This is a genomic window from Cellulosimicrobium composti (assembly GCF_009711085.1).
Taxonomy (GTDB): Bacteria; Actinomycetota; Actinomycetes; order Actinomycetales; family Cellulomonadaceae; genus Cellulosimicrobium; species Cellulosimicrobium composti.
On sequence record NZ_WMKA01000008.1, the window covers coordinates 65,699 to 77,941 of the forward strand.

General features: G+C 68.6%; 9 protein-coding genes. 7 read left to right on the forward strand and 2 right to left on the reverse strand.

The annotated features are described in order from the left end of the window. Positions 1–16: 16 nt before the first annotated feature. On the reverse strand, positions 17–1,918 hold the full coding sequence (locus GJV82_RS05585; RefSeq protein ID WP_196217189.1) for a SpoIID/LytB domain-containing protein: 1,902 nt from the start codon (positions 1,916–1,918) through the stop codon (positions 17–19). A 417-nt stretch (positions 1,919–2,335) separates the two neighbouring features. On the opposite strand from GJV82_RS05585, the gene GJV82_RS05590 reads away from it, so the two are divergent. Genes GJV82_RS05590 through GJV82_RS05615 form a run of 6 tightly spaced genes read left to right on the forward strand, consistent with a single transcriptional unit; the run spans position 2,336 to position 9,911 of the window. Then, positions 2,336–3,517 carry a glycosyltransferase family 4 protein gene (locus tag GJV82_RS05590; RefSeq protein WP_155098535.1) on the forward strand — a complete coding sequence of 394 codons (1,182 nt, stop codon included), beginning with the start codon at positions 2,336–2,338 and terminating at the stop codon, positions 3,515–3,517. Continuing rightward, positions 3,514–5,292 carry an ABC transporter ATP-binding protein gene (locus GJV82_RS05595; protein WP_155098536.1) on the forward strand — a complete coding sequence of 593 codons (1,779 nt, stop codon included), beginning with the start codon at positions 3,514–3,516 and terminating at the stop codon, positions 5,290–5,292. The genes GJV82_RS05590 and GJV82_RS05595 overlap by 4 nt, the downstream gene beginning before the upstream one ends. Beyond that, positions 5,289–6,386, forward strand: a complete 1,098-nt coding sequence (locus tag GJV82_RS05600; RefSeq protein WP_155098537.1) for a glycosyltransferase family 2 protein — start codon at positions 5,289–5,291, stop codon at positions 6,384–6,386. The genes GJV82_RS05595 and GJV82_RS05600 overlap by 4 nt, the downstream gene beginning before the upstream one ends. Next, on the forward strand, positions 6,383–7,633 hold the full coding sequence (locus tag GJV82_RS20675; RefSeq protein ID WP_155098538.1) for a glycosyltransferase: 1,251 nt from the start codon (positions 6,383–6,385) through the stop codon (positions 7,631–7,633). The genes GJV82_RS05600 and GJV82_RS20675 overlap by 4 nt, the downstream gene beginning before the upstream one ends. Then, the gene (locus GJV82_RS05610) at positions 7,630–8,766 is read left to right on the forward strand and encodes a glycosyltransferase family protein (RefSeq protein WP_318657316.1); all 1,137 of its coding nucleotides are present in this window, start codon (positions 7,630–7,632) and stop codon (positions 8,764–8,766) included. Before GJV82_RS20675 ends, GJV82_RS05610 begins: the two co-directional genes overlap by 4 nt. Before the next feature lie 11 nt (positions 8,767–8,777). Next, the gene (locus GJV82_RS05615) at positions 8,778–9,911 is read left to right on the forward strand and encodes a glycosyltransferase family protein (protein WP_196217190.1); all 1,134 of its coding nucleotides are present in this window, start codon (positions 8,778–8,780) and stop codon (positions 9,909–9,911) included. A gap of 102 nt (positions 9,912–10,013) precedes the next feature. On the opposite strand, the gene wecB is transcribed toward GJV82_RS05615, so the two are convergent. Then, positions 10,014–11,078, reverse strand: coding sequence for a non-hydrolyzing UDP-N-acetylglucosamine 2-epimerase (gene wecB, locus GJV82_RS05620; RefSeq protein ID WP_318657317.1), 1,065 nt, complete (start codon positions 11,076–11,078; stop codon positions 10,014–10,016). 315 nt (positions 11,079–11,393) lie between these two features. Here wecB and GJV82_RS05625 point away from each other — a divergent pair, with 315 nt between their 5' ends. Beyond that, positions 11,394–12,230 carry a glycosyltransferase gene (locus GJV82_RS05625; RefSeq protein ID WP_225873135.1) on the forward strand — a complete coding sequence of 279 codons (837 nt, stop codon included), beginning with the start codon at positions 11,394–11,396 and terminating at the stop codon, positions 12,228–12,230. Positions 12,231–12,243 lie beyond the last annotated feature (13 nt).

The following is a 12,243-nucleotide window of genomic DNA, read 5'->3' on the forward strand; positions in this document are numbered from 1 at the left end:
CTTTCTTTCCCAGTAGTCAGACGAGGCGCTCCACCGAAGTCCAGCCCGGACCAATGGCAGTGCGGCGCGGGAAACTTGTCCCTGACCACGCGTAGAGGTAGAGCGTTCCACCGGGATCGGCTGCGACCAGATCCGGTCGTCCATCGCCGTCGAGGTCCTCCGTCGTGGAGACGAGGCGCATCGGCGACCACCCCTGGCCGATCGGCGTCGCCGCGAAGCCCCCTTTGCCGTTGCCCCGGTAGAGGAACAAGGTCCCCGCCGCGTCCGTCGCGAGGAAGTCGGAATGACCGTCGTCGTTCCAGTCGCCTCCGCCGACCACGTTCGTCATGGAGCCCCAACCTGGGCCGACACGGACCTTCGAGCCGAAGCCTCCGCGACCGTTGCCCGCGTAGAGCCACATCGTGCCCATGTTGTCGACGGCCAAGATGTCGGAGTCCCCGTCGCCGTCGACATCTCCGGGCGCGACGACGGTCGTCATCGAACCCCAGCCCGGGCCTACGGCCACACGCGGTCCGAACCGACCTGCGCCGTTGATCGGGTACCGCCACATCCGGCCTGCGGCGTCGACCGCGAGGACGTCGACGCGCCCATTCCCGGTAAGGTCGTTGGCACGTACGGCTATGCGCATCGCCTGCCAGCCCTCGCCAACCTGCGTGACCCTACCGAAGGTTCCGGCACCCGTACCCTCGTAGTGGTCGAGCGCGCCGTCGTCCTTCTGGACGAGAAGATCCGGTCGACCGTCCGTGCTGAAGTCGGTGTCCAGGCGTGTCGAGCCCGTGATCTTCCACCAGTCGCTCCGAAGCCCCAGCGCGGACCGGATGCCGGCACCCGTCGTGGTCTGCTGACCCTGCGTACCGGTCACCGTCACGCTCTCGACGCGGCCGCCCCACTCCCCATTGGCGGTTCGGGTACGAACCTCGATGCTCCGAATCTGGCCGATCCCTGGGAACGCGGCGGCGAACTGGGAGACCGAAACGGAGACGCTCCACGAATGGACCGGATTGCCGACTGCGTCCCAGGGATCTGCCCTCGCCACCAGGTACGGTTGGCTCCCCGTCTTCGTCCAGCCGCCGTTGGACGAGCTGAACTGCGTGAACGCCGGTGCGCCCCCGTATGTCCGAATCTGCCCGGCCGTCTCGCGGATCGCCGTGTCGGTGCGCGCGGCCTCGTGGACTGTGACGACCGAGCCACTCCCGTTTAGGGTCCGGTAGCCGCGATAGACCTGGCACTGCGTCGTGTCGCACGTGTCCCACGCACGCGAACCTGCGGCCCGTCGGTCGAACGAGGCGTAGGTGCGTGCAGCGACAGCCTGTGCGCGCAGGGCGTCGTAGGGCCAGCTGGACGGTGACTCGGCGGGGACGACAGAACGGAGATAGCTCTCCATCGAGACCTGGTTCACCGAGCGCAAGCCCGGGGAGGAACCGTCGGCGACAGCCCGGATCAAGCCTCGGTACTCTCGTCGTGTCCCGTCAGGGACGACGAGCTGGACTGTATCTCCGGGGGTCGCGAAATCGAGGTGCGTGGTCCGCAGGGTGGACCAGCGAACCCAGCTGCCCGCGGAGAGGCCGTCGACATGGAGGTCGGCTCCCGAGCGGACGACGCGCCACTGCGTGACCGTACGTCCTGCGAACTGGGGGGTTCGCACCGTCCCGGCCGCGTCCCTCACGGTCATCCCCGGGACGGCGACGACTCGCACGTCGTTGTCCGTGTCAGCGGAGACGAGTGCCCGGATCGGGGAGTCGCGCTGGCCGGTGTGCGCGGTGCCCGGGTAGTAGAAGTCGAGGATCGCCCTATACCCCACACCCTGCGTCGCCGCCCCGCGCGCACCGTACTGCGAGAGCCCGATCCCGTGCCCGTAACCGTGGCCGGCGATCGTTACGGTCCCGGACGGCGGTAGGTTCACGCGCTCGGCCGTCACGATCGACGCCTGGGCCGGGGCGCCACCCAGCAGGGCGAGCACGAGCCCGAGCCCTGCGACCACCGCCGCCCCATGTCGCTGCTGCGACCCTCGCAGCCATGTCCACGTCATCGTGCCACCTCGTTCCTTGCGTACGATTCCCCTCCAGGCTAGAGCGTGTCTTCCGCTTTGCGAGAGAGGTGTCCTCGGGAGCATGGGGTGCCCTGTGACGTCTCGGATCCGGCTCCTCGGAGAGCGGAACGTTCTGTAACGGTTCGGTACACCAAGCTCGCAGACGGGGGACTGGCGGTGATCCGCGCTCCGCGTGCCAGGTAGTGTTCTCTCGGTCGTGCGGAGCGTTCGCGTGTCTTGCGAGGCGTCCCGGCGTCCGCGGAGCGGACGCGAGGGTCGCACGGGGCTCATGCGATAGGAAGGTGGATGACGCCGATGGGTCGAGTGACCTTGGCGACGAGGATCTACGCACCCGAACCGGCCGCCGCGGCGTTCCGGCTTCGCGCGCTGGCGACAGCGCTGGTGAACGAGGGTCTGAGCGTCACGGTGCTTACGTCGCGCGCGCCCCTGCGCGGCGGTGAACGTGGAGAGCACTCTTCCGGCGTCGACGTCCGACGCTTTCCCGTCCTTCGCGACCGTACCGGGAGCGTCCGAGGCTACGTGCCGTACCTCAGCTTCGACATACCGCTGTTCTTCCGGATGCTAGTCGCTCCCCGCCCAGACGTTGTCGTGGTGGAGCCGCCCCCGACGACCGGCCTCGCCGTGCGCCTCGCCTGCGCGATCCGGCGCGTCCCGTACGTGTACTACGCGGCGGACATCTGGTCCGACGCGTCGGCCGCGCTCGCGCCCCGGTTCGTGGTTCGCGCACTCCGCGCGCTCGAGTCGTGGGTGATGCGGGGCGCGGCGTCCGTGATCGCTGTGACCGACGGGGTAGCGGAGCGCGCGAAAGAACTGGGAGCTCGTGGCGTCCGACTCGTCCGCAACGGGATCGACACGGCGGTATTCACGCCCGCCGGCTCCGCGCACCCCAACGCTCCAACGGCACCGTACGTCGTCTACGCCGGGACCATGTCGCAGTGGCAAGGGGCCGAGGTGTTCGTCAGAGCGATGGCGCTCGTGCGCGAGAAGGTGCCCGACGCGGTCCTGGTGTATCTCGGTCAGGGAGCATCCTGGCAGACGATCGAACGCGAGGCCCGGAAGCTCCCTGACGGTGGGCGATGCGTGCGCATGCTGCCTCCTGTTCCTCCGGCTGAGGCGTCCGCGTGGCTTCGTGGAGCGCGGGCCGCCCTGGTCAGCATGAGACCGGGCGCCGGATACGACATGGCGTTCCCCACGAAGATCCTCGCCGGCCTGGCGTCCGGCGCACCTGTGCTCTACGCCGGCTCGGGCGTCGCACGAACTGTGGTGGCGCAGCAAGGGCTCGGCCGCACCGCCGACTGGGACGACGAGAGCGTCGCGGCCGAAATGGTCACGATGCTCGAGAAGGCTCTCGACGGGGAGGAGCGCCGCCAGCTCGCTCGATGGGTCGACGCCAACGCGTCGTGGACCGCGCGTGCGAGCGAGGCTGCGAAGATCATCCGTGGGGCATTGCCGGAAGGAGCCCGATGAAGATCATCGTCGACCGGATCCGAGCGCTTCTTCCCTATCTCCCCCCAGGGGCACGAGCGTTCTTGGTGTGGCATGCGATCGTGTCCAGCCTCCTGGCGCTCGTCGACGTCGTGGCGCTCGGCTTGCTCGCCGCGGTGGTGAGCGTCATGGCGACAGGAGGCGAAGGGCAGGTCCCGTTGATTGGGACGGTCGATTCGTCGCAGTACCCGTGGATCATCGTCGTTCTCGTGGCGCTGATCTTGCTGAAGTCGGCTGCCAACATCGCGCTCCAGTGGTTCGCCACGCGCAGGTTCGCGCATTTCGAGCTCGAGATTGGGGACCAGCTCTTCGCGTCGTATATGCGGGCGCCTTGGCTCGACCGCCTCAAGCGGACGACGTCGGAACTCGTGCGGCTGTCGGACGTGGGTATCGCGAACACAATCGCCGGTTTTCTCCTCCCCGTGCTGATGCTGCCGTCGCTCGTTGTGACTTTCGTGGCGCTCGTTGCGGTCCTTCTGCTTGCCCAACCCGTTACCGCGCTCGTCACGCTGTGCTATCTCGGTGGAATCGGAGCAATTCTCTACTTCTGGGTGGCGCGCAAGTCCCTGCAGGCAGGGCGTGTCAACCGGGACTACTCGATGCGCGTTGCGGGCCTAATGACTGAAATGGTCGGGGCGCTGAAGGAGATCACCCTCCGCGACAAGTTCGGCGAGGTCGCCTCTGTCATCCGGGAGAACCGTCAGCGTTCGACTCATGCGCGCGCCAACATCTCGTTCCTGGGTGCCGTACCCAGATTCGTAATCGACTCAGCGCTCGTGGGCGGGTTCCTCCTGGTCGGCGCTGTGAGCTACCTCGTCTCAGGGGCAGAAGGCGCGATCAGCGCGGTCGCCCTGTTCGCAGTCGCGGGGTTCCGCATGGTGCCGTCGTTGACCGGCTTTCAGGGTGTCGTGACGACGGCCACGTCGAACGCCGCCCACGTCTCCGCGGTGCTGGCGGATATCGAGATGGCGAAGACTTACACAGCACGTGCCGAGGAACTCGGGAAACACACCCTTCCCGACGACGCGGAGCGAATCGCCTTCCGAGGGGTGACCTTCAATTACCCTGATCGGTCGGAGGCCGCGGTGCGGGATGTGAACCTGAGCATCGAGCTCGGCTCATCCGTTGCGCTCGTCGGTGCCTCCGGGTCCGGCAAGAGCACCCTGGTCGATCTCATGCTGGGACTGATCGTGCCGCAGAGAGGATCTATCCGCGTCGGGGACGCGCTGCTCGGAGACGTGCTCGGTGCATGGCGCAGGCGTGTGGGCTACGTGCCTCAAGACGTCGCCATCTTCGACGGCACCGTGGCTCAGAACGTCGCGCTCACGTGGGACGAGGAGATCGACAAGGACAAGGTTCGGGAGGCCCTCAGGCGGGCGCAGCTGCTCGACGCGGTGCTGGCGCGGCCCGGCGGGCTAGAGTCACGGGTCGGAGAACGCGGGCTCGCCCTCTCAGGCGGTCAGAGGCAGCGCCTGGGGATCGCGCGCGCACTGTTTGCTGATCCGCTGGTGCTCGTCATGGACGAGGCCACGAGTGCGCTCGACACCAAGACGGAGTCCGACGTGACGGCAGCGCTGCGTGCGCTGCACGGCGAGGTGACGCTTGTCTCTGTGGCGCACCGTCTGGCGACGATCCGTCATGCGGATCAGGTCTGTTTCATGAGCGACGGAAAACTCGTCGCGACCGGCTCGTTCGACGAGCTCGTCCGGGACGTGCCGGAGTTCGCGGTGCAGGCAACTCTGGCGGGCCTGGCATGAGCGGGCCGACCGTAGACGTGGTCATCGCGGTGCACGACTCTGCGCGCCCCCTGCGCCGCGCGATCGACTCAGTTCTCGACGGAGCGCCGTCTGGTGTTCGGGTGATCGTCGTCCGCCACGGGCTGCCGGCGGAGTCGTTCGGTGACCTCCGCGACGCCTACGAGGCGTCACTCGTGACATGGATCGACTTTGCGGACGGAGTCCGCAGCGCGGCGGGGCCGTTCACGGCCGGTGTCCAGGCGGCGACCGCGGAGTACGTGGGTCTCCTCGGCTCGGACGATCGCTTCGAGGTTGGCGCGTTAGCTCGCATGGTGGGGCGTGTCGCGACGGACCGTCCTGACGTCCTGGTCTATCCGATGCGATACGACGACGGCCCCCCGTTGGCCAACCCGCTGAGCCGCTGGCGGCGCGAGCGCCGCCTGGACCCCGTGCGTGACCGCCTCGCCTATCGGACCGCCCCTCTGGCGCTGTTCAGGAGGACGCTCGTGGACGATCTCGGGCTGCGGTTCACGCCGGGCGTCGCTACGGGTGAAGATGCGGAATTCTCGGCGAGGTTGTGGTTCGCCGACGTCCGCATCGACTTTCACCCGCGCGACCCGGGCTACGTGATCATGGCCGACGCCGGTACCCGTGTCACGATGACGGCGCGACCTTTTCGCCAGGACCTCGAGGCGTACCGCGGTCTCTTCGACTCGGACTGGATCCGTGGACTGGGGCCGCGAGAGCGCCACGCGTTCGTCGTCAAGACGGTCAGGGTCCACGTCTTGGGTGCCTTGCTTGCTCGAGCGTCCGGCGAGGCGTTCTCGGCGGACGACGTCGCTGCCGCTCGGGAGCTCGCGCAGATGGGCGTCCAGCTCGCTCCGCGGATGCTCGACCCGTTCTCTCGTGCGGATCGCGCGGTGCTGGACGTTCTGCTGGACGAGTCGACCGGACCTGACCGCATCCGGGCGGTCGGCGCCGAGCGCGGACGCGCGTCCCGTGTCGCCCGGTGGACGCCTCGGGCACCGTGGCGGATCTTCGATCGCGAAGGGACCCTGCGCCGTCTCGTACGCTACGTGACCTGGCCGGGGCGGAGGCAGGGGACCACGACGTGACGCGCTCCCGCCTCGTCCTCCTCACGAACGAGTACCCCTTCGCTCGTGGCGACGCAGCCTTCCTTGAGACGGAGGTGCCGCACCTCGCCTCCGCTTTCGACGACGTCGTGGTCTTCAACTACCCGCAACCCGGGGACGAGGAACTTGTCGCGATGCCGCCCGGCGTCAGGTACGGCGGCTCGGTCAAAGGCGGCAGTCGCCGACGTGCCCTGGGGCACCTGGCCGTGCCCTCGGTGGCGTCCCGCCTGCTCGGTATGCTCGTCCGCGAGTGGCGTGCCGGGCGCCTTCGGGGAAGGTGGCGGACCGAGACGATGGCGGCGCTGGCCAGCATCAAGCGCGGTCGAGACGCACGACTCCGGGCCGCGCTCCGCGAGCCGGGTTGGCGTACGACGGTCTACGCATACTGGGCTGCTGGGGCGGGGCTGGCGGTCGCGGGGCTGCCGAGATCGTCCGGACCGGTCGCGCTCCGGCTCCACCGGTACGACCTCTACGAGGAGGAGCAGAGGTCCGGTCAGCCTCTGCGGGCGAGCTTGATGAACCGGGCGGACGTCGTCCTAGCCATCTCCGAACATGGGCGCGACTACTTGCTGGAGCACTACCCTGAGCACGTTGACAGCTCGTGGATCGAGCTTTCTCGTTTGGGGACAGCGGACCACGGCGTGCAGCCGCAGCGGGTGGCCGGTGGGCCGCTCGTCGTCGTCTCGTGTTCGTCCCTCACGCCGGTGAAGCGCACGACGTTGATCCTGGACGCTGTCCATGCCCTGAGCCGGTCGCGCCCGGTTCGGTGGGTGCATCTCGGTGGCGGACCGCTCGAGCACGATCTCCGTGAGCGTGCGAGTGCGGTCGCCGATGCCGGGCTCGAGGTCGAATTGCGGGGCCAGATGAGCCACGACGAGGTGATCGACTTCTTCCGCAGCACCTCTGTTGACGTGTTCGTGAACGCGAGCGCGAGCGAAGGCGTCCCGGTGAGCATCATGGAGGCGCTCTCGTTCGACGTCCCCGTGGTCGCCACCGACGTCGGCGGTACTGGTGAGATCGTTGGCGAGGCGCACGCTTCTGGCATCCTGGTCGCCGCAGACGTCGAACCCAGCGAACTCGCGGCGTCGATCGAGCGGGCGTTCCTTGAACGTGAGCGGTTCGCGCCGCGCGAGACGTGGAGGCGTCTGAGCGACGCCGACGAGAACGGTCGGCGCACGGCGCAAGTCGTCGCGCACCTCACACCTCGACGGAAAGGTCAAGCCACGTGAGCGGATCGCCGCGTCCCTCTCTGCTCATCATCTCGTTTTCCCGCCTCGCGTCAGACGCACGCGTCCTGAAGCAGATCAAGCGGTTCGCGGGGATCTATGACGTGACGACGTGCGGCTACGGTCCACGGCCTGACCCGCGGGTAGAGCACGTCCGGATCGAGGACGAGCACTGGCGCACCCACCACGGTCGCTACATCACCCTGCGTACATATCCCCTCGCCCACCGGCTCACGCCCAAGGCGGTTGAGGCGCGGGCGAAGCTGCGCGGTCGCCGGTTCGACCTCGCGATCGCAAACGACCCCGACACCATTCCGCTTGCGTTCTCCTTCGTCCCGCAGCGGCGTGTGCTCGCAGACCTCCACGAGTACTCGCCCCGGCTCCACGAAGACGACGATGTGTGGCGTAGCCGGATCGGGCCCTACTACGCGTGGCTGTGCCGGCGGTACGGCACTCGTGCCGGCGCGGCCACCACGGTATCTCAGGGGCTCGCGGACGAGTACCAGCGCGAGATCGGGCTCCGTTGCGAAGTCGTGACGAACGCAGCTCCGTTCGCTGATCTCCGGCCGGGACCGGTCGGAGATCGGATCAGACTCGTACACAGCGGAGCGTGCCTGCGCAACCGGCAGCTCATGCTCTTGCTGGACGCTGTCGAACTGAGCTCCGCCCCGGTGTCCTTGGACCTGTACCTCGTGCCCAACGATCCGGGTTACCTCGACGAGCTCCGCAGCCGCGCGGGGGCCCTTCCGCACGTTCGCGTGAACGATGCCGTCCCGTACGCGGAACTCGTGCCGCTGCTCAACGGTTTCGACGTGGGAGTCCACCTCCTGCCACCAGTGAACTTCAACAACGCGTGGGCATTGCCCAACAAGTTCTTCGATTATGTCCAGGCCCGGCTGGGGTTGCTCGTCGGACCATCGCCAGAGATGGCTTCGGTGACCACGCAGAGAGGGCTGGGACTCGTCGCGCAGGGCTTCACGGCTGAGGATCTCGCAGCACAGATTGATCGGCTGACGCCGGAGACGGTCGCGTCGTTCAAGGCTGCCAGCGACCGAGCGGCGCGACCCCTCGCGGCGGACGCTCAGGTCGACGTGTGGGAGCGTACACTTGCCAGCTTGCTGGAGTCGGGCGCATGAGCCGTCCATCCGTGCTGATCATCTCGTTCTCGCGCATCGCGAGCGACGCGAGGGTGCTCAAGCAGGTCCGTCTCCTGAGTGAGAAGTTCGACGTGAGAACCTGCGGTCACGGCCCGCGGCCCGAGGGTGTGTCGGAGCACGTCGAGATTCCGGAGGAGTGCCAAGCCTGGGTGAAGGACGCGCGGTGGCTGCTCCTCCGGCAGTACAAGCGGGTCTACTGGACGAACGCGGCTGTCCGTGAGGCGCGAGCAAGGCTGACGGGACGCTGCTTCGACGTCGTGCTGGCAAACGATGTCGAGGCGGTCCCGCTCGCCCTCGCGCTCCGCCCACGCGGTGGGGTGCATGCCGACCTCCACGAGTACGCGCCAGGGATGCACTCCGAACTGCCTCGTTGGAGATGGTTCGTGGCCCCGTACTACCGTTGGTTGTGCCGGACGTACGTGACCCGGGCCAGCTCGACGACCACCGTGGGGCCCATGATCGCTGCAAGGTACGCGCAGGAGTTCGGGATCGATGCCGGGGTAGTTCTCAATGCGACCCCCTTCGTCGACCTCGCGGTGGGGGAAGTCGGTCGTCCGATCCGACTGGTCCACAGCGGGAACGCGATGGTCTCGCGCGGCCTGATGTCGGTCGTCCAGGCGGTCGAGGCATCGACGGCCGACGTAACGTTGGACCTTTACCTGATGCCCAACGAGCCGGAGCACCTCGCCGAACTGAAGAGGCGGGTAGCCGGCTCGGAGCGGGTGCGCGTGCTCGATCCCGTCCCTTACGCGCAACTTGTTGAGAGGCTCAACGAGTACGATGTGGGAATCCACGTCCTGCCGTCGATCAACGAGAACAACCGGTGGGCCCTGCCGAACAAGCTGTTTGACTACGTCCAGGCGCGACTCGCCGTGCTCGTGGGACCTTCACCTGAGATGGCCGCGATCGTCCGGGAGCGCGGCCTGGGCGCGGTCACCGAGGGTTTCACAGCGCAGGACCTGACGACGGTCCTCGACGGGCTGGCATCGGACGAGGTCATGGAGTGGAAGCGGTCGTCCGCCTCTGCCGCGCGCGACCTCTCGGCAGAGGCAGCGACGGCCCCGTGGCTCACTGCAATCCAACGCATCGCGGCCTCAGCCGAGACGGCTGACGACGTGCGGTAAAGGACCGCCGTTGGCCCGCTGTCCGCGGGGCGTAAGCCTGCCGCGTGGGGCCTCCGCAGTTGCACCTCAAGCGCTGGGATCGCGGGCCGGCCGCCGATCGCTTCACGCGCGCGCCTCGAGCGTCTTGATTACGCGGTGCGCGGCGTTGCCGTCGCCGTAGGGAGCGGTGTCGGTAGGTCGGGGAGCGGGCCGGCGGACGGCCGCGGAGATCTCGTCCGCGGTGTCGGCAAGGACGTTCCAGCCCAGGTCCACCGTCTCGACCCACTCGGTCTCGGTGCGGACGGTCGTGCACGGGACCCGAAGGAGGAACGCCTCCTTCTGGAGACCACCCGAGTCCGTCACCACCCCGGCGCTCGCGAGCACGGCGGCGACGAGGTCGGGATAGGCGAGCGGAGCGTGCACCCGCAGCGAACCCTGTTCGAGGGCGACGCCGTGGACAGCGGCCTTGGCGACCACGCGAGGGTGCGCCAGGAGGACCACAGGGCGGTCCAGCGTCGAGAGGGCTGCGGCGATCGTGCCGAGCCGCTGCGGGTCGTCGGTGTTCTCGGCGCGGTGGAGCGTCGCCACGTAGTACCCGCCGCGCTCGAGGGAGAGCTCCGTCAGGAGGCCGACAGGTTGCTCTGCGACCGTGTCGCGCACCTGGAACAGGACGTCCGTCATCACGTCGCCCACGAGGACCGACCGCTCGGCGAGACCCTCGGCCGCGAGGTGGCCCATGGCGACGTCGGTGGGCGCGAGGCACAGGTCCGCGGCGTGGTCGGTGAGGACCCGGTTGTGCTCCTCGGGCATGCGCCGGTTGAACGACCTCAGGCCCGCCTCGAGGTGGGCGAGGCGGAAGTGCAGCTTCACCGCGGCGACGGCGGCCGCGAGGGTCGAGTTGGTGTCGCCGTAGGCGAGGACCCAGTCCGGACGGTGCTCCTCGAGCACCCCGTCGAGCGCCCCCAGGATGGCGCCCGTCTGGACGCCGTGGCTTCCGGACCCCACTCCGAGGTGGACGTCCGGGTCGGGGATCTCGAGATCCTGGAAGAACACGTCGGACAGCATCGGATCGTAGTGCTGGCCGGTGTGCACGATGACGTGCTCGACGCCTGCCGCGGACGCGGCGCGGGCGATCGGGGCGAGCTTGACGAACTGGGGACGGGCGCCGACGACACTGAGGAGCTTCACGGGCGACGATGCTATCCGGTCGCCCTGGTAGCGTCCTCCGTGATGAAGATCGTCGCCGTGACCACGTGGTACCCGACCGGGTTGAGCCCGTCGCTCGGTCCGTTCGTCGAGAAGGACGTCGAGGTGCTCTCGCGGGACCACGAGGTCGAGGTCGTCCACCTCGTGCCGCCGTCTCTCCACGACGGGGAGTCCGTGGTCGAGCGGGGTGGTGTTCGCGTTCACCGGGTGGTCATGTCGACCCAGAGGCCCGACCATGTAGCGCGCGCGGCGCGTGAGCTGCGTCCCCTCCTTCGTGAGGCGGACCTCGTCCACACGATGGCCTTCTCCGCGCTCCTTCCCTTCGCGCTCGGTCGCCCCGATGCGCCCTGGGTCCACACCGAGCACTGGTCGGGCCTGACGAACCCGGGCACGTTGCCGGCGGTCTGGCAGGTCGCCCTGCCGGTGCTGCGACCCCTGCTCGCGCGACCCGACGTCGTCACCGCGGTGTGCGAGTACCTTGCGCGCCCGATCCGCGACGTCCGGTCGGGCAGGACCGCCATCGTCCCGTGCATCGTGCCGAGCCCGACGTCCCTCGCGCCACGTCCCGAACGGGGCGAGGTGCTGCGCCTGGCTGCCGTCGGCGGTCTCATCGACAGGAAGGACCCGGTCCTGGCGGTCGAGACGGTGGCGGCGCTCCGGGAGCGGGACGTCGTGGCGGAGCTCACGTGGGTCGGTTCCGGACCGTTGAGGGACCGTGTCCTCGGGCGGGCGAACGAGCTGGGGGTCGCCAACCGGGTCCACCTGCCCGGCGTGCAAGACGCGACGGGCGTCTCTGACGTCCTCGCGGGTGCCGACATGTTCTTCCTGCCCACGCGTGCCGACAACTTCTGCGTCTCCGCCGCGGAGGCTCTGGTGCACGGACGTCCCGTCGTCGTCGGGGCGACCGGCGGCCAGGGCGAGTACATCCGTTCCGAGGTGGGCAGCCTCGTGGACGTCCAGGACGCCGGAGCGTACGCGGACGCCATCGTCGCGACGGATGCTCGGACCCGGTCGCTCGACGCCGCAGAGATCGCTGCCACCATCGGGGACCGGTTCAGCCCCGAGTCGGTGCAGCAGGGTTACGCCGACGCCTACCGGGACGCTGCGGGCGCCCGGCGAGAGGCGGGCAGGTGACACCTCGGGAGGT